General features: G+C 69.1%; 16 protein-coding genes. 7 read left to right on the top strand and 9 right to left on the bottom strand.

The annotated features are described in order from the left end of the window. The first annotated feature begins 153 nt into the window (after positions 1-153). Entirely contained in the window at positions 154-1,899 is a 1,746-nt protein-coding gene (locus ACFU5V_RS04700; RefSeq protein WP_378697258.1) for an Isoniazid-inducible protein iniA, read from the top strand. Then, positions 1,896-3,344 carry a dynamin family protein gene (locus ACFU5V_RS04695; RefSeq protein WP_378697256.1) on the top strand — a complete coding sequence of 483 codons (1,449 nt, stop codon included), beginning with the start codon at positions 1,896-1,898 and terminating at the stop codon, positions 3,342-3,344. Before ACFU5V_RS04700 ends, ACFU5V_RS04695 begins: the two co-directional genes overlap by 4 nt. Before the next feature lie 5 nt (positions 3,345-3,349). Here ACFU5V_RS04695 and ACFU5V_RS04690 read toward each other — a convergent pair whose 3' ends face one another. Then, positions 3,350-5,296 (bottom strand): prolyl oligopeptidase family serine peptidase, encoded by a 1,947-nt coding sequence (locus tag ACFU5V_RS04690; protein WP_378697254.1) that lies wholly within the window; start codon positions 5,294-5,296, stop codon positions 3,350-3,352. A gap of 24 nt (positions 5,297-5,320) precedes the next feature. Next, a complete protein-coding gene (locus tag ACFU5V_RS04685) occupies positions 5,321-6,721 on the bottom strand; it encodes a carotenoid oxygenase family protein (protein WP_378697252.1) in 1,401 nt (466 codons plus the stop codon). 139 nt (positions 6,722-6,860) lie between these two features. Between ACFU5V_RS04685 and ACFU5V_RS04680 the strand changes: the two genes are divergently transcribed. From ACFU5V_RS04680 to ACFU5V_RS04670, 3 genes are read left to right on the top strand one after another with little or no spacing between them, the layout of a single operon-like run. Further along, positions 6,861-8,123, top strand: coding sequence for a pyridoxal phosphate-dependent aminotransferase (locus tag ACFU5V_RS04680; RefSeq protein WP_005253480.1), 1,263 nt, complete (start codon positions 6,861-6,863; stop codon positions 8,121-8,123). Positions 8,124-8,179: 56 nt separating this feature from the next. Next, positions 8,180-8,899 (top strand): XRE family transcriptional regulator, encoded by a 720-nt coding sequence (locus ACFU5V_RS04675; RefSeq protein WP_378697250.1) that lies wholly within the window; start codon positions 8,180-8,182, stop codon positions 8,897-8,899. Next, the gene (locus ACFU5V_RS04670; RefSeq protein ID WP_378697248.1) at positions 8,896-9,336 is read left to right on the top strand and encodes a hypothetical protein; all 441 of its coding nucleotides are present in this window, start codon (positions 8,896-8,898) and stop codon (positions 9,334-9,336) included. The genes ACFU5V_RS04675 and ACFU5V_RS04670 overlap by 4 nt, the downstream gene beginning before the upstream one ends. On the opposite strand, the gene ACFU5V_RS04665 is transcribed toward ACFU5V_RS04670, so the two are convergent. Then, positions 9,327-10,508: an MAB_1171c family putative transporter gene (locus tag ACFU5V_RS04665; protein WP_378697246.1), complete on the bottom strand. Its 1,182-nt coding sequence runs from the start codon at positions 10,506-10,508 to the stop codon at positions 9,327-9,329. The two genes, ACFU5V_RS04670 and ACFU5V_RS04665, sit on opposite strands and share 10 nt — an antisense overlap. Positions 10,509-10,512: 4 nt before the next feature. Continuing rightward, a complete protein-coding gene (locus ACFU5V_RS04660; protein WP_378433485.1) occupies positions 10,513-10,974 on the bottom strand; it encodes a hypothetical protein in 462 nt (153 codons plus the stop codon). A 560-nt stretch (positions 10,975-11,534) separates the two neighbouring features. Between ACFU5V_RS04660 and ACFU5V_RS04655 the strand changes: the two genes are divergently transcribed. Next, positions 11,535-12,830: a YibE/F family protein gene (locus tag ACFU5V_RS04655; RefSeq protein ID WP_378697244.1), complete on the top strand. Its 1,296-nt coding sequence runs from the start codon at positions 11,535-11,537 to the stop codon at positions 12,828-12,830. A gap of 11 nt (positions 12,831-12,841) precedes the next feature. On the opposite strand, the gene ACFU5V_RS04650 is transcribed toward ACFU5V_RS04655, so the two are convergent. The 4 genes from ACFU5V_RS04650 to ACFU5V_RS04635 all read right to left on the bottom strand — a co-directional run bounded on the left by ACFU5V_RS04650 (position 12,842) and on the right by ACFU5V_RS04635 (position 17,076). Continuing rightward, the gene (locus ACFU5V_RS04650) at positions 12,842-13,075 is read right to left on the bottom strand and encodes a hypothetical protein (RefSeq protein ID WP_378697242.1); all 234 of its coding nucleotides are present in this window, start codon (positions 13,073-13,075) and stop codon (positions 12,842-12,844) included. 84 nt (positions 13,076-13,159) lie between these two features. Further along, positions 13,160-14,572, bottom strand: coding sequence for an Hsp70 family protein (locus ACFU5V_RS04645; protein WP_378697240.1), 1,413 nt, complete (start codon positions 14,570-14,572; stop codon positions 13,160-13,162). Positions 14,573-14,687: 115 nt separating this feature from the next. Then, positions 14,688-15,647 carry an esterase/lipase family protein gene (locus ACFU5V_RS04640; RefSeq protein ID WP_378697238.1) on the bottom strand — a complete coding sequence of 320 codons (960 nt, stop codon included), beginning with the start codon at positions 15,645-15,647 and terminating at the stop codon, positions 14,688-14,690. A 106-nt stretch (positions 15,648-15,753) separates the two neighbouring features. Then, the gene (locus tag ACFU5V_RS04635) at positions 15,754-17,076 is read right to left on the bottom strand and encodes a UDP-glucose dehydrogenase family protein (RefSeq protein WP_378433481.1); all 1,323 of its coding nucleotides are present in this window, start codon (positions 17,074-17,076) and stop codon (positions 15,754-15,756) included. A 105-nt stretch (positions 17,077-17,181) separates the two neighbouring features. Here ACFU5V_RS04635 and ACFU5V_RS04630 point away from each other — a divergent pair, with 105 nt between their 5' ends. Beyond that, positions 17,182-17,700 (top strand): protein tyrosine phosphatase, encoded by a 519-nt coding sequence (locus ACFU5V_RS04630; protein WP_378433480.1) that lies wholly within the window; start codon positions 17,182-17,184, stop codon positions 17,698-17,700. Here ACFU5V_RS04630 and ACFU5V_RS04625 read toward each other — a convergent pair. Then, on the bottom strand, positions 17,665-19,392 hold the full coding sequence (locus tag ACFU5V_RS04625; protein WP_378433479.1) for a polysaccharide biosynthesis tyrosine autokinase: 1,728 nt from the start codon (positions 19,390-19,392) through the stop codon (positions 17,665-17,667). The two genes, ACFU5V_RS04630 and ACFU5V_RS04625, sit on opposite strands and share 36 nt — an antisense overlap. Positions 19,393-19,434 lie beyond the last annotated feature (42 nt).

Genomic DNA, 19,434 nt, shown 5'->3' with positions numbered 1-19,434 from the left:
GGCGTGGCAAACCCCAAGGACAGGGTTGGGGCGGAGAAAGAGCCCGTAAAAAGGCGTGTGTTCTGCCTTGGAGGTGGGGGCCCCCCCCCCCCCCTCCCCCCTCCCCCCCCACTCCCCTCGCTCGAATGCCCGTCACCGACTCTTGCGGAGATCATGAACGCCACCCTCGAATCCTCAGCCGCCACCGCCCCTGTGCACCCGAATCTTCCCGCCGAGGCCACTGCGTCGATGGCGGCGCTGCTGTCGCAGTTGGCGGCGCTGACCCGGCTTGCGGGTCGCGGTGACCTCCTGACCCGGCTGTCGCACACCGAGTCTCGTCTCGCCGATCCGCGAACGCGGGTGGTGGTGCTCGGCCTGACCGACAAGGGCGTCAGTTCGGTGGCCGGTGCGCTCGTCGACAGGGACGTGTCGACGACGGCACGGTCGCGGCAGGAGCCGGTGGTCGTCGAGTACGGACCTGTCGCCTCGGACTCGGATTCGACGGTCACCCTCCCCCACGATCTGCTCGCGGAGGGTCTGGTGCTGGTCGACGCACCCGGTTTCTCCGGTCACGCTCCCACTCGCGCGGCGGACATGCTGGCACTGGTCCCCACGGCGGACGCGGTGCTGTTCGTCTCCGATGCGAGTCAGGAATACACCGAACCCGAGATCGCCCTGCTGACGCAGGTGCACACGCTGTGCCCGATGGTGATCTGCGTCGTCAACAAGATCGACTTCTATCCGCGGTGGGCGGACATCCAGAAGGCCAACCGCACCCACTTGCAGAATGCGGACCTTGCGCTGCCACTGCTCCCGGTGTCCGCGATGATGCACGCGGACGCCCGCGAGGCCGGCGACGACGCGCTCGACGTCGAATCCGGCATTCCGCAGCTCGTCGACTATCTTCGCAGTCACGTGATCGCGAAGGCGGATGTCGTGCTTCGCAATTCGGTGATCGCCGACGTACGCACCGTCACCGACCACCTGTCGCTGTCGCTGAGCTCGGAACTGGACGCGTTGCAGGATCCGCAGCGCGGCGCCGTGCTTCTCGACCAGATGACCCGGGCCCGCGTGGCGGCGGATCAGCTCCGCCAGCGATCCGCGAACTGGCAGTACACGCTGGCCGACGGCGCGATCGAGTTGATGACGGACATCGAACACGACTTGCGGCACCGTCTGCGCACCGTCATCCGCGCGGCCGAGGAAGACATCGGCAAGTCCGATCCTGCACCGCGGTGGGAGGAGTTCGGTTCCTGGCTCGACGGCGAGATCGCGACGTGTGTGCGGGAGAACTTCGTGATGGCCCACACTCGTTCGCAGGCCCTCGCCCTCTCGGTCGCGCAGCGTTTCGCCGAAGACGGCAAGGTCCCGGTTCCGGCGCTGCGCATCGACAACGTGGATCACGTGCTCGAACCGGTCAACTCCCTCGAATCCCTGGAGAGTGCACAGGGTTTCACACAACGCGTGCTCTCCAGCATGCGCGGGTCGTACGGCGGTGTGCTGATGGTCGGGCTGGTCACGAGCCTGGCGGGTCTGGCGCTGGTGAATCCGTTCTCGATCGGCGCCGGAGTGCTGCTCGGCGCCAACACGTATCGCGAGGATCGCAAGGCGCGCACCGCCCGCAGACAGGCGGAGGCGAAGGTGGCCGTGTCGCGGTTGATGGACGACGTGATCTTCCAGGTGGGCAAGGAGTCGAAGCAGCGGCTGCGGGAGGTGCAGCGCGTGCTGCGCGACCACTTCACCGATCTGGCGAACGAGATGCTGCGTTCCGTCGACGATTCGCTGCGCGCGGCGACGGACGCGTCGAAGGTGCACGACGATCACCGTGCCACGCGGTCAGCGCAGATCCGCACGGAACTCGACACGTTGCGGCAGATCCGAGTGCAGGCCGCCGGATTCGCGGGGCAGGTGGCGGCGTGAGCGTCACTCGCCTCGGCTCCCAGACCCGCCAGCTGATCGATGCCGCCCGTCACGAACTGCGCGGCGACCCCGCCTCCGTCGAGGAACTCCGGCACTGCGGGGCCCGCCTCGAGGAACCGCTGCGCGTTGCCCTCACCGGCACGCTGAAGGCCGGGAAGTCGACGCTGCTCAACGCCCTCGTCGGCGAGGAGATCGCACCCACCGACGCCACCGAGTGCACCCGGGTGGTCACCTGGTTCGAGCAGTCTGCCACGCCGCGAATCGATCTCACTCACGACTCGGGACGCCGGACGCGACTGCCGGTGCACCGGGACGGGGGCAGGCTCTCGCTGGATCTGGGCACGGTGACCGCGGATCGGGTGGAGCGGCTGCAGGTGGGGTGGCCGTCGGCGCTGCTCGGCGAGTTCACGCTCGTCGACACGCCGGGAACGTCGTCGAATTCGCGGGACGTGTCGGCGCGGACCCGGGCGCTGCTCCTCCCCGAGGACGGCCCGTGCGACGTCGACGCCGTCGTCTACCTGACCCGGGGCACCGACGGCGCGGACGTCCGGTTGCTCGACCAGTTGCAGACGCGGGTCGGTACGGCCGCCGGTCCGCTCGGCATCGTCGGTGTGCTGTCGCGGGCCGACGAGGTGAGGGGCGGCCGCGAACGCACCCTCGACGCGGCCCGGGCCGCCGCCGACGAAGCGGGCCGCCGTGTGCAACGCAGCCTGCTGCCCGTGTCGGGACTTCTCGCGCTGCGCGGTCGCACTCTGCGTCAGACCGAGTTCGACGACCTGGCGGTGCTCGCCACCGTTCCGGACGGTGTGCTCGAGTCCGCGCTGCGTTCGATCACCCGGTTCACGGCGGAGGACACCGATCTCGTGCTGTCGCCCGGTCAGCGACGCGATCTTCTCGAGAGTTTCGGCCTGTTCGGTGTCCGGTTCGCGGTCAGGCTGATTCGCGCGGGCGCGACCGACGCGCCGGCTCTGGCCCGCGAGTTGACGACGCACAGCGGCCTCGAGGACCTCCGCCGCACCCTGCACCTGCAGTTCGGTCAGCGCAGCACCGAATTGAAGGCGCATTCCGCGCTCCGCACGCTCAAGGCCGTGCTGGCCCGCACCCCGTCGTCGGCGAGCCGCAGCCTGAGCCGGGCGGCGGATCGCCTGCTCGCGGACACCCACGTGTTCCGGGAACTGCGGGTGCTGTCGGGCCTGCGCGCGAGCGGTCTGCAGCTCCCCGACTCGGACGTCGTCCTGCTCGAGCGGGTGCTCGGTGGGGAGGGCATGTCGCCGCACACCCGCCTCGGCATGCCCGCTGATGCCGCCCCGGAGCAGATCTCACGCGTCGCGCTGACGGCCCTGCGGTTCTGGCGGTCCCAGGCGGGACGCCCGACCATCGACACGGCGACGGTGCAGGCGTGCGCGTGTGCGGCGCGTTCCTGCGAGGCCCTGCTCGCCCGGTGAACTGTCTACCCCTCGGGCTGCCACAGTTCGAGTCGCGGAATGTCCGGCGGCTCGAATCCCAGTACCTGCCCGTAGAAGGAGAGTTCGGCGTTACGGGAGCTGATGAGGGTGGCCAGCTTCCGGAATCCGTGCGACTCTCCCTCGTATTCGAGGTAGGCGTGCGGGATGCCCTTCTCCACGAGCGCATCCCGGAACCGTTCCGCCTGCGACGGCGGCACGATCGGGTCGTCGAGCCCCTGCAGCAGCAGGACCGGGCAGTTCAGCCCGGCGACGTTGTTGAGAGGCGCCCGCTCGGCGTAGAGGTCGGCGGCCTCGGGCAGCGGGCCGATCAGGCCGTCGATGTACCGGGACTCGAAGTCGTGCGTCTCCTTCACGAAACCGTCGAGTTCGGCCACACCGAAGTAGGACGCACCGCAGGCGAACACGTCCGACGTCGTCAGTGCGGCGAGCACGGTCCAGCCGCCGGCGGATCCGCCTTCGATCGCCAGCCGGCGAGGGTCCGCCATCCCCGCCTCGGCCAAGCCGGTCACCGCGGTCACCACGTCCTCGACGTCGACGACCCCCCACTGGCCCCGCAGCCGGTTGCGGTATTCGCGCCCGTACCCGGTGGACCCGCCGTAGTTCACGTCGACGACGCCGATGCCGCGGCTGGTGAAGAACGCGAACACGGGATTCAGCGACGGCGCGACCCGCGACGTCGGCCCGCCGTGCACGAACGCCACGTACGGCGGCAGTTCCCCGTCCTCGCCCCGGTACCGCGGGTGCCGCGGCGGGTAGGCGATCGCGTGGACTTCGCGTTCGGCGCCCTGGAACGTCAGCTGCCGGGCTTCGGGGAGATACGCCGCCTCGGGCAGTTCGGTGACGGACAGCCTGACTGTGCGGAGTTCACCGGTGCCGAGGTCGAGTTCGCGGAGGCCCGCCGGGGTCTGGGCGCCGCCGGTGAGCAGTAGGATCCGGTTGCCGTTGCGATCCCCGAGCCCGATGCTGGTGAGCCCGTCGAGCGGGATGTCCACCAACGAACCGGTGGCCGGATCGAGCACGGCGAGGGTGTCGGTGCCGAACGTCCGCACGGTCAGCAGTGTGCCGTCGTCGCGGCGGGTGTGCCAGCGGCCGCCGAGCATCCACAGCGCACCGCCGAAGTCGGCGTCCATCGGGCACAACGCCACCGGCTCCGGGTCGTCGATGCCCACCCGGTAGAGATTCCACCAGCCGCTGCGGTCGCTGATCGTGTACAGCTCGGTGGGCCCGACCCATTCGGGTTGCAGCACCGACTCCTCGGTACCGCCGAGCAGTGTCCGCACCTTCCCGGTGACGCGGCCGCCCTCGACGGCCACGACCCTGAGCTCAGTGCCGTCCCACGGCATCTGGGGGTGATCCCAGGCGATCCAGGCGAGGTGCCTGCGGTCCGGCGACAGCCGAGGATTGGCCAGGAAGTCCGAGCCGGCGACGACGGACCGTACCCGATGCGGGTCGTCGGCCGCCGACCCGTCCAGCGGAACGACGCAGATGTCGCGGGAGACGCCGCCCTCGGTGTCGTGCGTTTCGCGGACCGCCCACACCTCGCCGTCGACCACCGACAGGTCGCCGTACCGCAGCGAGCAGGGCTGCGGTGGCTCCGGTGTCAGCGGCACCGGGGTCCCGCCTTCCAGCATGTACAGGCGCTGGTCGCTGAATTCGGCGAACACGAGGTGGCCGGCGTCGGTGACGGTCCAGCCGCCGCCGCCGTACTCGTGGACGCGGGTGCGGGCGTTCCACGGTGCGGGCAGAATGTCTTCCGGTTCGTCGTCGAGGCCGAGCCGCCGCACCGAGACCCGCCCGCCTTCACTGGGTCGCAGTTCCGACCACCACACGTCGTCGCCCACGTACCGGCCACCCTCGACGGGGTGGCCGCTGGAGGCGAGGTCCGCCGCCGCGATCGGAGAGGGCCAGGAACCGTAGGGCGCAGAGGTCATCCGCCGAGGATATTCCGCCGCCCGCTACTCCGCAGGCAGCCACGCGCCGTGAAGGCCCGCCGGAACCCGAATCGGCAGTCGCACCTTCCCGATCGGCCCCGACCCGGGGTCGTCGGCGGGCAGCACGAAGAACCAGGACGTCAGGTCGCTGCGGTCGGTACCGATCATCCCCCAGTACTCGTGCTCGGCGCCGGGCATGAAGATCGGCTCGCCCACCGACACACTGCCCGGGTCCCAGTGCGCCTCGGTGCCGCGGGCGGTGTCGAAGAACCACAGCGAATCCTGCCGTCCCTGACTGCGGTCGAGTTTGCCGACCGTCGCCACGGTGCGGTGCCCCCGGGTCAGCTCCCGGTCGTCGACCCGTGGGAACTCGACGTCGCGGTCGCACACCACCTCTCGCGTCACCCGTCCGCTGCCGGGGTCGACGACGGCGCGGATCAGCGAGCCCAGCGACGGCGCGGGGGCCTTCGCGAATCCGCCGGGATACGTCCACTCCACGTAGTCGACGCTCACCCGCCCGTCGGGCAGGTCGAACGCGTTCGCGAAATGCCACACCCAGTACGCGTCATGGGTCGTCCACCGCACCGGACCGCCGTCGCGCGGGATCAGCGCGATCCGGGTGCCGTCCTCCGGTCGCCAGTCCAGCACGGACCCGCCGGTCAGCACGGCGGCGATGTCGAACACCAGCGGGCACAGCATGAGCAGTATGTAGCGCTGGGTGAGCGCCATGTCGTGGACCATCAGCGGTGTGTCCACGCCCTCGACCGGCGTCGGTGTCCGCGCCACCGAACCGTCCGGGTTCACCACCGACCACGTCAGGTACGGGGCGTCCAGCATGTAGTTGAAAAGCACCATCTGTCCGGTGACCGGGTCGATCTTGGGGTGCGCGGTGCTGCCCACGCCCATGGCGCCGTCGCAGTTGTCCCGCCCCAGCGTGCTCAGGTCGGCGGGGCCCAGGCGGTACGGCAGCGTCGTTTCGGCCATCGCGAGGAGTCGACCGCCGTGCCGGACGATGTTGATGTCGGGCAGTTCCCGGGAGGTGCCCGCCAGTTCGGGTCCCACTTCGTCCGCGGTCGGCGTGTACAGGTCGGTGACGCCTGCCCAGATGACGTGGCCGGCCTCCTCTTCCGCCGTCACCATGGGGGTGCGGACGAATCGGTTGGTGTACCGGGCGGCACTGTCGGCCAACTCGACCCGGTGGACCATGCCGTCGCCGTCGAGTGGATACACGTAGGTGCCGATCGGGTCGAACCGCGGATTGGGACCGTTGCGCAGATACGCGCCGTGCAGATCGGCGGGCAGTTCGCCGATCACCTCGAGATCCCGGACGTCGACCTCCTCCCGCTGCGGCTCGAACACTCCGACGAGGTGGCTGTGGTGCGCGATGTCGACGGGGCCGGGACGGCGGGTTACCGGTGCTGCCATGTGGGTCTTTCCCTCCGGGCGCGGTGAACACGACCCCCTCTCGAGGGTACGACGGGCGCGTGCGCGGGCGGCGTGTTTCGACGACACGACGACGGTCCGATACCCACCAGTAGAAATCGGGTTGCCCGGGAGTGGGAGAATGACCGTCGTGAGCAACCCAGACCACGGCCACCACCGCATGCCGCATCGCAAGCTGGAGCAGTCCACCAAGCTCCAGAACGTGCTCTACGAGATTCGTGGACCGGTACATGCCCACGCCGCCCGGCTGGAGGCGGAGGGACACCGGATCCTCAAGCTCAACATCGGCAACCCCGCGCCGTTCGGTTTCGATGCGCCCGACGTGATCATGCGCGACATGATCGCCGCGCTCCCGTACGCGCAGGGGTACTCCGAGTCCAAGGGCATCCTGTCGGCGCGGCGCGCGATCGTCACCCGCTACGAACTGGTCGCCGGGTTCCCCGAACTCGACGTCGACGACATCTACCTGGGCAACGGCGTGTCCGAGCTCATCACGATGACGATGCAGGCGCTCCTCGACAACGGCGACGAGGTACTGATCCCGGCGCCGGACTACCCGCTGTGGACGGCGATGACGAGCCTCGCCGGCGGCACCCCGGTGCACTACCTGTGCGACGAGGGCAACGACTGGAACCCCGACATCGCGGACATCGAGTCCAAGATCACCGACAAGACCAAGGCCCTCCTCGTCATCAACCCGAACAATCCGACGGGTGCGGTGTACTCGATGGAGGTCCTGCAGCAGCTCGTCGACCTGGCGCGCAAGCATCAACTGTTGCTTCTCGCGGACGAGATCTACGACAAGATCCTCTACGACGACGCCAAGCACATCTCGCTCGCGACGCTGGCCCCGGATCTGCTGTGCCTGACGTTCAACGGCCTGTCGAAGGCGTACCGCGTCGCGGGTTACCGGTCCGGCTGGGTGGCCATCACCGGCCCCAAGGAGCACGCCGCAGGTTTCCTCGAGGGACTCGACCTGCTGGCGTCGACGCGTCTGTGCCCGAACGTGCCCGGTCAGCACGCCATCCAGGTGGCGCTCGGCGGGCACCAGAGCATCGAAGACCTGATCCTGCCGGGTGGCCGGCTGCTCGAGCAGCGTGACGTGGCCTGGGAACGCCTCAACATGATCCCGGGCGTCTCGTGTGTGAAGCCGAAGGGCGCGCTGTACGCGTTCCCCCGCCTCGACCCGAACGTCTACGAGATCTACGACGACGAGAAGCTGGTCCAGGACCTGCTCTTGCAGGAGAAGATCCTGATGGTGCAGGGCACCGGCTTCAACTGGCCGGACCACGACCACCTCCGGATCGTGACGCTGCCGTGGGCGCGGGATCTCGCTGTCGCCATCGAGCGGTTCGGTAATTTCCTCACCAGCTACAAGCAGTAGGATCGAGACACAGCAAGCGACACGCGCGTCGCTTGCGTGTCTCCTGGGGGAAAAGAATGGTCACCAGCACCCGCGCGCGTTTCGGACAATTCGTCCACCGGCGACGGCGTTTGCTGAACCTCACACAGGACCAGGTCACGGCCGCCGGTGGCCCGTCCGACGCAGCTCAGACGCGCGCCGAGAACGGGACCGGCCCGGATCCGAGCATCGAGACGCTCCGCAAACTGGACGTCGCGCTGCGGTGGGCGCCGGGCAGCGCGGCCCGCACCCTCGACGGCGGTCACCCGACTCCCCTCGAGGCGCTCGACGGGGACGAGCGGGCGCCGTCGTCGCGTCCGCTGACGCTCGGACCGTCGGAGATTCCGCTGGACCTGGACACGATCATCGAGATCCTGGGGCCGCACACCCAGCTCACGCAGCTGAGTGTGGCGCACCCCGAAGTGCCGGGCCTGGCCGAGGCGGCGGGCGAACTGAGCCGTGTGGTCTCGAAGATCACCGGCGCCTACGTCACACGATTGCTGGAAGTCAACGGAGGGCCGGCCGGACCCCGCCAGCCGCTGGTGGAGTTCGCGTTCGGCCACCTGCTGGAGGAACCGTCGACCGTCACCGATGCCCGCGAACTCGAGGAGGCGCGGTATCGCCGCTTCCTCTACGGCCGGGGGGAGGATCTCGACGCGGCCACCCGGGAGCGTTTCTGGCGTCGATGGGAGGACGCGGTGAAACTCGTCGCCACCGACGATCCTGAAAGCAGCGGAGACGCGGAGGTGACCGCATGACCGGGGTGCCGTTGTCGGTGCGGGTCAACCGCCTGTTCTCCCTCGCCCACGATCTCGACGGTCCCGAACCGGGCGAGGACACCGTCGCCGCCGGGGTGTCGCGGATCCTCGGCCGCCCCGTCGCGCCGTCCGAGATCGAGTCGCTGCGCAGCAGCGATCACGAGCCTCCGGAGCCCGACGTCCTGCGGGCGGTCGCGCAGCACTTCCACGCCCCCGAGCAGTACCTCGCGGCCGACGGCTACCACGACTACGACACCCTGGTCCGGTTCAAGATCGCCGTCCGCGAGGCCGGGGTGCAGCACCTTTCGATGCGATCGCTCGACGCGAGCGCCGAACCGACCACCGCCGAGATGGAATCGCTGATCCCGCTTCTGGAGAATCTGCGGCGGAGCCACGGCCCCCTGCCGGTCGCGTCGCCGGATCCTCGTCAGACCTGAGCGGGGACGCGCGCCGACGGGTCCTCGGGTCCGCCGAACTGCGGGAGGCGCCGCGCCCACAGCGCGGCGGCCACACGCTCGCCGTCCTTCCAGTGGTCGGCCAGCCGCGCCAGTTCCCACGGTTCGCCGCCGACGTCGGTCACGAACCGGTGCGTCGTCCCGCCCGTGCCGTGTGCCCGGTGACCGGCGCTGCGGGCCAGGCACGCGAGGTGCAGTCGCGCCGCCGTGACCACGGGCGGCGCGATGCCGGTGTGGTCGCCGAGTTCGAACACGACGTGCCGGTCGAGGACCATGATCGCGTCGCGGATCTCGACGCTCATGCGGTCCAGGCGGCCGCGGACGGACAGCGCCCGGCGGTCGGCCGGCCGCAGTTCCAGGACCACTTCGGGGACCGCGCCGGTGAGGGTCCGCCACATCGGCTGCAGCCGGCGAATGACCCGCCGCGACCGCCACCGGTGACCGACCGCCCGGATCACCGGTCCCGCCGAGATGATCGCGCCCGCCGACACGACGAGCACGCGGATGAAGGCCCCCGAGTCGCTGTGCGATTCGGTCAGGGCGTTGTCTTCGCTGACGGCGTTGACCACCCCGGTCGTCATGACGACACCCATGTCGAACACCTCGAACAGCGACAGCGCGATGACGGCGAGAAACACCCGGCGCTCGCGTCCCGGTGTCGCGCTGCGCACGGCTTTCAGTGAGATCCACAGGTTGAGCACGGCGACGGCGAGGATCGGAACGGCGTACGTGATGCAGTAGGCCGCGAAGAGCCAGCCACCTTCGTCCGCGATGGCGACGCCCCGCGACCGCGCCGGGGCGCTGAGGGCGATGAGGATCGCCCCCGCGACGAGGCCCACCGACAGCGACACGACGTGGATGCGGGGTAGACGCGCGGGGCCGAGTGCCCACGCGGAGAAGAGGCTGATCAGCGACGCCGCGGTGAGGATGATGCAGACGTTGCTGAGGGTGTTCGCGAATCCGTGCCCGAACCAGAGATCGAGCCAGTGCTGCGCCAGCGACCGCTGGAGGACCAGGGAGAGCGAGGCGAAAACGAGGGCGGCGTTCATCCGGCGTTCGGCGACGGTCGACCGGACCAGGGCCACGCGCAGGAGGGTGGTCCCCCAGACGACGGCGAGCAGCGGCCAGCTCACGTAGGTGGGCGGTTCGTACACGGCGTCAGAACGTTCCGAGCATCCGCGACACCCGGGCGTCACCGGCGGTGTCGCCGGCGGTCGTCGCCCGGCGGCCCGCCATGATCAGGGTGGCGAGCAGTTCCGCCTCGTATTCCTGGTCGTTCGAGTAGTTGGACCGGCCGAGCATCTTGACCACGCCTGTCGTGTCGACCGACGGCGCGGCCGCCGACAGCACAGTCGAGTCGACGGAGGTGTCCCCGATCGTGTCGCGGTCGTGGCCGAGTTCCATGTGCGCCAGTTCGTGGCAGATGATGTGGGTGGCGTGGACGTCCGACATCCCTGTCGCGTAGAGGATCACGTCGTCCTCGGCCCGTGCCAGCCAGAGTCCGGAATGTCCGCCCTGCACCAGGGCATGCGAGACGGGAACCAGGTGGATCGGGCGGCCCCGGCGGGCCGCGACACCACCGATCAGCTCGTCCCTGTTCCAGGGCACGGGAATACCCATCTCCGCCACGATCCGGCGAAGATGGTTGCTGGGTCGCGACGGCCGCGAGATTCGCACTGGAACACCTCCGAACGGCCATAATCCTAGGCCGTCGGCGTTCGAGGTCACGACATGTGGGCGATTTCACCTACCCGGTTGACGAATACCCCTCATGTGTCGGTAGATTGGCAACCGGCACCTCGAGTGCCGCGAGCACCTGTCGCCCCTCCCCCCCTGTGGGCGCCAGGTTGGTGGCGGGGTCAACCCCCCCTGTACCCCGCCACCCAGCTCGGCACTTCTCTCCACGCAGCGGCTTGTCACCCGCGGAACACACCCCTCGTTCGGAGTTCCGGACCACCCTTGCGTGAAACTCGGCGTTCGCTGCAGATTAGCTGCCACGTGCCATGTTCCGATATCTAATCACACCGGCGACATATAAGCGACACGAGAGCAATACACACCGGACAGGTCGGCAACACCGGCACCGCACGCCACTTCCGTCACAGCGTCCCCGGTCTGCTTCCGGCTACCCTGTCGTGCGTGCGGAGACAATCCCCCCAGCAGCCGACCCGAAGCGGACGATGAGCGAATTCCACGGACACGGCCACGGCCACAGCCACAGCGACGGACCGGCCCCGATGGGACCCGTTGCCGCCAAGGTGGTGGTCGGGCTCCTCGTCGCCATCGGTGTCACGGTCCTCATCGGCGCAATCGCGTTGTGGCCCGGCAAGCCGAGCGTCGACGTCGAGCAGCCGTTCCAGAGCGCCCAGGGCGGAGCCGTCGTCACGGAGTCGGGCACGGTCACGATGCAGAACATCGGCGACTGCGGAAGCCCGTCCGCCGGACGGGTCTTCACCGGCGCACCGCTGCCCCCGCCCGCCGGCGCCTACGAGTGCCAGCGCAGCATCGTCGACATCGAGTCCGGTCCCAACACCGGCACCCAGACGCTGCTCGAGATCATCCCCGGCCCCGGCCAGCCCGACCTCCGCGTGGGCGAGAACATCCGGCTGTCCCGCCAAACGGATGTGAACGGCACGACGGAGTACTCGTTCGAGGACTACGCCCGCGGGCTGCCCGTCACGCTCATCGCACTCGCGTTCGCCGCCGTCGTGATCGCCGTCGCGCGGTGGCGCGGGTTCCGGGCGCTCGTCGGCATCGTCGTCTCGTTCGGGGTGCTCGTCCTGTTCACACTGCCGGCCCTGTTGGACGGTCAGCCGGCGATCCCGGTGGCGCTCGTCTCCGGCGCCGTCATCCTGTATGCCGTGCTGTATCTCGCGCACGGCGTTTCGCTACGCACCAGTTCGGCGTTGCTGGGCACCCTCGCGTCGATGGCCCTGGCGGCGGTCCTCTCCTACGCCACCATCGAGATGACGCGCCTGACCGGGCTGTCCGAGGAGCAGAACACCAACGTCCAGACGTACATCCAGCACGTCAGCATCACCGGCCTGCTGCTGGCCGGCTTCATCATCGGTTCGCTGGGTGTGCTCAACGACGTCACCATCACGCAGGCGGCGTCGGCGTTCGAACTGGCCTCGCTCGACCCGGGCGCGTCGAGGCGCCAGATCTTCGGTTCCGCGATGCGGGTCGGCCGCGATCACATCGCCAGCACCGTGTACACCCTCGTCCTCGCGTATGCGGGCGGCGCACTGCCGCTGCTGTTGCTGTTCAGTGTGGCGGGCCGGTCGATCCAGGACGTGCTGCTCAGCGACGCCGTGGCCATCGAGATCGTGCGGTCGGCGGTCGGCGGCATCGCGTTGGCGCTGTCGGTTCCGCTGACCACCGCGATCGCGGTGATGCTGGCGCGCCCGATCGGCGCAGGGCCCAGCGGCGCGGCGCCCGCAGTCAGGCCGTCACGGGGTGGCCGTCATTCCAGATAGCGGGTGCACCGCTAGCTGAAGAGCCCGACCTCCCGGAGGACGATGAAGATGATGGCGATGACCATCAGCGCATAGACGGTCAGCATCGTCACCTTGGCCGCGTGTTCGCTGGTGGGCGGGAACATCTTCAGGATCGGCTTCGTGTACGCGACGAGGCGCCGGGGCTCTGCCGGCGCGGCCGCCGAAGACGGGGGAACGTTGGGAGTGCTGTGGAACTCCGCGGGATTTGCAGTCACTGCACACATCCTCTCTACGCCGGAACCACTCCCATCGTAGGCCCGCGGAGCGGGACCCGACACCTCGAATCGGCAGTCGGGCCGCGGCGACGTCTAGGTTCCGGGCAACCTCGGAAGTTCGGGCAGCTGGAACGGCGGCAAGTGGATCTGCGGCAGGCCGGGAAATATCGGTGCGGGCAGAGGAGGAGGCGGCGGCGGTGCGGGCTCCGCCTCGGGAATCCGGATCTGCGACGCCGTCTGCACGGGCGCCTCGACGATCTCGGACGTGGGCGGCGGCGAGGGCGTCGTCGGTGACGGTGTGGCCACCTCGGTGACGACCGGCGGCTTGGCGGTGAGCTGCGTGGTCGCCGGCTGCGACGACCCCTCGGTGCGCGACAACAGGTTCTTGCCGTACCCGAGACCGAGACCGATCACCGCCACCACGGCGAGCGCGGTACCCGCCAGCGCGGCGCCCCGGATCTGGATCTTGGCCACCTGCTGACTCGGCGGCGGCGCCGCGGCGCTCAGCCACGACGGGGTACCCGACGGCGCACCGCTGCGCGCGACGACTGCGGTCGGTGCGTGCCGGAACGCGTTCCACTCGGGCGTGTACTGCGGCGGCGGGAGGACTCGGGCGACCTCGGCAGGCGGCGGCACCACCTGCTGGGCGAGCAGCGCAGCGCCTTGTGCCGCAACGAGTTCGGGATGATCGGGAACGATGACGGGCAACCCGAGCCACGACTCCAGTACCGTGCGCACGAGGGGAATACGCGCACCACCGCCGGTGAGCACCACGGCGTCCGGCGTTCGTCCCGACCGCGTGATCACGTCGCGGGCGAGGCGCGCCGACGATTCGACGGTGACACCGATGAGCGAGTCGAAGACGTCGCGCGACAACAGCAGCAGGCCGCCGGCGCCGGGCACCGCGACGGCGCCGCCGGTGGAGAGCCGCTCCTTCGCCTCACGGCAGCGGAGGTCGAGCTCCAGGCTCGCGGCCGCGTCGCGGGGCGCCTCGATGCGATTGTTCTCCAACTGGTTGGCACGAACCATCCGGTCGAAGACGTCGCCGCTCACCGTGTCGGTGCGGACCGTCTCGACCACCTCACCCGTCGCCCGGTCGACGACGCTGACGGTGAGTCCGGAACTGCCCAGGTCGTAGAACACGAGCGTCGCGTGATCGCCCAGGGCTCCCGAGACGTCGAGGAACTTCAGCGCGGCCGAGGCCTCGGTGACGAGGCGGTAGTTGGCGAGTTGCTGCCGGGCCATCGCCGCCTGGACGGCGCCTGCCTGCGCTTCGTCGCGGTAGGCGACACCGGTGGCGTGCACCTGCCCGGCGTCGGGTGCCCCGGCGAGGACCACGCCGATCGATTCGGCGGCCAGTTCCTCCGGCAGATCCCGGCCTGCGGCGACGACCTGCGCCCGGAAATCGGGGACATGCCGGCTCGCGGCGTCGTCTCGGTTCACGGAGTCGGGTCGTGCCAAGCGCACAGCGCTCGCACCGACCGACACACCGAGAACCGAACTCATGGGCCGCCTAACTCGACTGTGCACGGGTTCGATCCGGAATCCCCCCACTCCATGGCCCGCAGTCTAGCGAAGCGGTCGGACACGGCAACCGAGCAACCGATCGGCGGCAGACAACTCAAAAGTTGCTCGCGATGATCACTCCCGCGATGCCCGTGCCCAGCGGCACGAACGTGCACGGCGGCACCACCACGTGGGCGGGATCGAGGGTGTTGAGCACCAGTTGCTGGGAGAACGGGTCGTACGGCAGGTTGAAGTGTCCGGTCTGATCGATCGGGCACAGGTCCTGGACGAGGATGTTGGTCGCGCCGGGGTCGTGCAGCGCAACGTTGGTGTACGGCTGGATCACCTCGTCGTAGCGCGTCCCGATCGTGGTGTATTCGGCGCCGGGGACGGTGTCACCACCGGCATTGAGGGCAGTGAGGAACGGCGAGCCCTGCACCTGCTCGGCGAGTGCCTCCGAACCGATCGCTTCGATCAGTTCGGTGCCCCCGGGAACGGACGTCACCGCCGTCGCGATCCCGAAGAACGTTCCCCCGTAGGTGGGCGACGCCAGACCGATCCAGTGGTGCACCTTCGACGCCCCGCCGAGCCTGTTGACGTAGTACCGGGCCACCGTCGCGCCTTGCGAGTGCCCGATCAGGTCGACCTCGTCCGCGCCGGTCACGGACAGCACGTCGTCGACGAACACCTCCAGTTCCGCGGCCCCCTCGGTCATGGTCTGCATCCCGAAGTGTTCGGTGCCCGGTTTCCGTCCGTAGTTCAGGGCGAACACGCAGTAGCCGGCGGCCTTCAGTTTCGGGCTCAGCCCGGCCCAGTTCGAATAGGCGCTGCCGTCGCTGCCGTGCACGAGAATCACGGGCCGGGGGTGCGCGGGATCGGGGCGGCACGAGAAGTCGTTGGCACCGGGCGGCGCGGAATGCGGATGCTGCTTCGCGTACGCGATCGCAGTGCCGGCGTCGGATTGCGGAGGCCCCGGCAGCGTCGGGACTTCCGCCGCCTGAGCGGGCGCGGCGCCGAGCAGGCAGATCACGGCAGCGAGAAGCGCGAGTAGGGATCCGTGACGTGCCTTCGACATCGCCCAGCCCTCCGTTGCGATTTGGGCTGACGCTACCGTCCGCCGAAGCCGCCGGCAGTGGAGATCGGCAAACCCGTTATCGCGGGGACCGCCAGGTCACGGTTCGCTATCCCCTGCCGAGCCCCCGGTAGACCCACCCGGCGGTGCGCCAGTCCTCCGCGTCGAGGCAGTTGCGGCCGTCGACCATCACGCGCGCACGCACCACGCCGTTCAGATCCTCCGGTTTCAGGGCGGCGAACTCCGCCCACTCGGTGAGCAGCAGCACGGCGTCCGCGTTGTCGCACGCCTCGACCGCCGACGTCGCGTAGTTCAGCGTCGGGAACAACCTGCGGGAGTTGTCGAGGGCCTTCGGGTCGTAGACGCTGACGACGGCCCCGTGCAATTGCATCATTCCCGCGACGTTGAGGGCCGGCGAGTCGCGGACGTCGTCGGATTCCGGTTTGAACGCCGCGCCGAGGACGGCCACGTTGGCGCCGAGCAGCGACCCTCCGCACGCCTGCGCCGCCAACTCCACCATCCGGGTGCGCCGGCGCATGTTGATGCTGTCGACCTCCCGCAGGAAGTGCAGTGCCTGGTTCGCACCGAGCTCACCGGCCCGGGCCATGAACGCGCGGATGTCCTTGGGCAGGCAGCCGCCACCGAAACCGAGACCGGCATTCAGGAACCGGCGGCCGATCCGCGCGTCGTAGCCGAGGGCGTCGGCGAGTTGGGTGACGTCGGCGCCGGTGGCCTCGCAGACTTCGGAGATGGCGTTGATGAAGGAGATCTTGGTGGCGAGGAACGCGTTGGCCGACACCTTGACCAGTTCCGCGGTGGCGAGGTCGGTGACCAGGAACGGAATGTCCTCGCCGAGCAGGCGGGCATACAGCTCACGCAACTCGGCCTCGGCGCGTCCGGGGCGCAGACGGTCCACGCCCAGAACCATCCGGTCGGGATGCAGGGTGTCCTCGACGGCGAAGCCCTCCCGCAGGAACTCCGGGTTCCACGCCACCTCCACGGCGTCACCCGCCGGCGCGAGCGCCCGGGCCCGCGCCCCCAGATCCGCCGCCGTCCCGACGGGAACGGTCGACTTGCCGACGATGACCGCGGGACGGTCGAGCATCGGCGCGAGGGTGTCGATCACCGAGTGCACGTGCCGCAGGTCCGCGCCGTACTCCCCCTTCTTCTGCGGCGTGCCGACACCGAGGAAGTGGAGGTCCGCGAACTCCGCGGCCTCGCTGTACGACGTGGTGAAGTGCAGTCGGCCGGCGTCGATGTTCCGGCGCAGGACGTCCGCGAGACCGGGCTCGTAGAACGGGACCTCCCCGGACGAGAGCTTCGCCACTTTTCCGGGGTCGACGTCGACGCCCAGGACGTCGTGACCCAACTCCGCCATGCAGGCGGCGTGGGTGGCTCCCAGGTATCCGGTTCCAAACACGGTGCAGCGCATGCACCCTTGATAACCAGTGCAGGTGAGCGCGATATTTACCCGACAGATGCTCGAAGCCAACAGTGCGTGTACGGACGGTGCGGGGCGAGACCCTATGCTTCGCCCATGCATGTTCTCTTCGTCTGCACCGGAAACGTCTGTCGCTCCCCAACGGCCGAGCGCCTCGCAGTGGCATACGCCGAGGAGCTCGGGATCACCGACCTGACCGCCGAAAGTGCAGGTACACGCGCTGCGGTCGGACGCCCGATGGAACCGACGGCCGCGCAAGTCCTCGAAGGGCTCGGTGGTAACCCCACCGAGTTCACCGCGCGGATGCTCACCGCGGATCTCGCGGTGGAGGCCGACCTGGTGCTGACGATGACCGAGCGTCAGCGCGAGAAGGTGCTGGCGCTGGCTCCCGAGCAGTTGAAGAAGACGTTCACGCTGAAGGAGGCCGCGCGTCTCGCCGAGGCGGCGGATGCGAAGTCGGTGGCCGATCTGGCTGCGGCGCGTCCCAGACACAAGGCCGACGACACTCCCGAAGACGTGCCGGACCCGATGGGGAAGGACGAGGACACGTTCCTGACCATCGGGTCCGAGATCGCCGATCTACTGGGTGTGATCTCGCGGAGCATCCGTCTCTGACCAGGGTTCCTGGTCGTCACGGTAGCGGCGGGTGCGCCTCGGTGTGGGAGGCACCGGTGCGCCCGACTGCTGCTCGTTGCCGTAGTGGTCGGGCGCTCCGTACCACTGCTGACCCCGGCCGCCGTCGTAGGCACCCTGGTAGGCGGGGGCACCCTGGTAGACGGGTGCTTCCTGCGGATCTCCCCCGTACGGCTGCTGCGGGTACTCGTCGCGAACGTACTGCGCCTGCTGCTGCGGCACCGACTGCTGGGGTGCCTGCTGTAGAGGTGCTTGCTGCTGGGGTGCCTGCTGCTGCACGGCGGGCTGCGGCGGGGCGGCCTGTTGCATCTGCGGCAGCGACTTGTCGGTCTCGTAGTAGTACTTGTACTCGTACACCCCGCGACCGCGGCTCGGCGTCATCGTGATGATCGTCCCGAGGATGGTCGCCCCGACGCTGTGCAGGTTGCCCACCGCCCGCGACAACTGGTCCCGCTTGGTTTCGGCGTGGCGGGCGATGACCAGGGCGCCGTCCGACATCGCGGTGAGCACGGTGGCGTCGGTGACCGGCAACAGCGGGGACGCGTCGACGATCACGTAGTCGAATCGTCCGCGGAGATCGGCCAGCGCCTGACGGGCCGTCTCGGTTCCGAGCAGCTCACTGGGGTTCGGCGGGATCGGCCCGGACGCCAGGACGGTCAGACCCGAGTATTGCGTCGGCTGGAGCACGGCGTCGAGGTCGGCCTTGCCCGCCAGGACGCTGCTGAGCCCGACGGACCCGACGACGCCAAGGTACTTCGACACGCGCGGCTTGCGGAGGTCACCTTCGACGAGGCACACGTTCTGGCCGCCCTCCGCCAGCACGAGCGCGATGTTGATCGCGGTGGTGGTCTTGCCCTCGGTGGGCAGCGAACTGGTGACCACGATGACACGCGGCGGGTTGTCGACCTCGAGGAACTGCAGATTGGTGCGGAGTTCGCGGTAGGCCTCCGCGCTCGAGGAATTGCCCTCGGCGAAGTTGATGGCCTGCTGCGTCTGCCGCTCCTTGTCGAACGGGATGGTGCCGATCAACGCCGAACCGGCCAGTTCCTCGACGGTGCGCCGATCCTTGACCGTGTTGTCGAGGCGATCGCGCAGGACGGCGAACGCGATACCGAGCAGCAGCCCGACCGCCGCGCCCAGAGCGAGGTTGCGCAGCGTCTTGGGCGAGACGGGAGTGGACGGAGTCTGCGCCTGCTGTTCGACGACGACGCGGGCGGCGGGGGCCCCACCCTTCTCCGGGGTCTCGAGCTCCCGGGCCATGACGACGAACTCGTCGGACAGGGCGTTGGCGATGTCGCGGGCGCGTTCCGGCGACGGATCCTGCACCTTGACGTCGATGAGCACGGTGTCCGGTGCGGAGCTGGCCTTCACCTGTGAGGCGAGCGCCGCTGCCGTGCCGCCCAGATCGAGCTTGTCGATCGTCCGCTGCGCGAGGGTCTCGCCGGTAAGCAGTTTGGTGTAGGACGTCACCCGCTGCTGCGAGAACAGGTTGCCCTGGTAGACCTCGTTCACCGACGATCCCGCGGACGTCGAGACGAACAACCGGGTCGACGCCTCGTAGATCGGGGTGGTCAGCAACGACGCTCCGAGTGCACCGAGAATCGCGACCACGGTCGTGATCGCGATGATTTTCCAACGTGACTGCAGAATTCGCAGGTAGTCCTGAATTTCCATTATCGAGTCTCTTCCAATTGCGTCGCGCTCAGCGGCGCGATC

Origin of the sequence: Rhodococcus sp. NPDC057529 (assembly GCF_042802055.1) — a bacterium.
Lineage (GTDB): Bacteria > Actinomycetota > Actinomycetes > Mycobacteriales > Mycobacteriaceae > Rhodococcus_F.
The sequence above is the reverse complement of the archived record's forward strand: the minus strand, read 5'-3'. Positions and strand labels throughout refer to the sequence as shown.

Bases quoted from the DNA above. Each gene is read 5' to 3' on its own strand.
- ACFU5V_RS04700 (WP_378697258.1), top strand. From the start codon at position 154: ATGAACGCCACCCTCGAATCCTCAGCCGCCACCGCCCCTGTGCACCCG.
- ACFU5V_RS04690 (WP_378697254.1), bottom strand. From the start codon at position 5,296: ATGACCTCTGCGCCCTACGGTTCCTGGCCCTCTCCGATCGCGGCGGCG.
- ACFU5V_RS04685 (WP_378697252.1), bottom strand. From the start codon at position 6,721: ATGGCAGCACCGGTAACCCGCCGTCCCGGCCCCGTCGACATCGCGCAC.
- ACFU5V_RS04680 (WP_005253480.1), top strand. From the start codon at position 6,861: ATGACCGTCGTGAGCAACCCAGACCACGGCCACCACCGCATGCCGCAT.
- ACFU5V_RS04675 (WP_378697250.1), top strand. From the start codon at position 8,180: ATGGTCACCAGCACCCGCGCGCGTTTCGGACAATTCGTCCACCGGCGA.
- ACFU5V_RS04670 (WP_378697248.1), top strand. From the start codon at position 8,896: ATGACCGGGGTGCCGTTGTCGGTGCGGGTCAACCGCCTGTTCTCCCTC.
- ACFU5V_RS04660 (WP_378433485.1), bottom strand. From the start codon at position 10,974: ATGGGTATTCCCGTGCCCTGGAACAGGGACGAGCTGATCGGTGGTGTC.
- ACFU5V_RS04655 (WP_378697244.1), top strand. From the start codon at position 11,535: ATGAGCGAATTCCACGGACACGGCCACGGCCACAGCCACAGCGACGGA.
- ACFU5V_RS04650 (WP_378697242.1), bottom strand. From the start codon at position 13,075: ATGTGTGCAGTGACTGCAAATCCCGCGGAGTTCCACAGCACTCCCAAC.
- ACFU5V_RS04645 (WP_378697240.1), bottom strand. From the start codon at position 14,572: ATGAGTTCGGTTCTCGGTGTGTCGGTCGGTGCGAGCGCTGTGCGCTTG.
- ACFU5V_RS04640 (WP_378697238.1), bottom strand. From the start codon at position 15,647: ATGTCGAAGGCACGTCACGGATCCCTACTCGCGCTTCTCGCTGCCGTG.
- ACFU5V_RS04635 (WP_378433481.1), bottom strand. From the start codon at position 17,076: ATGCGCTGCACCGTGTTTGGAACCGGATACCTGGGAGCCACCCACGCC.
- ACFU5V_RS04630 (WP_378433480.1), top strand. From the start codon at position 17,182: ATGCATGTTCTCTTCGTCTGCACCGGAAACGTCTGTCGCTCCCCAACG.
- ACFU5V_RS04625 (WP_378433479.1), bottom strand. From the start codon at position 19,392: ATGGAAATTCAGGACTACCTGCGAATTCTGCAGTCACGTTGGAAAATC.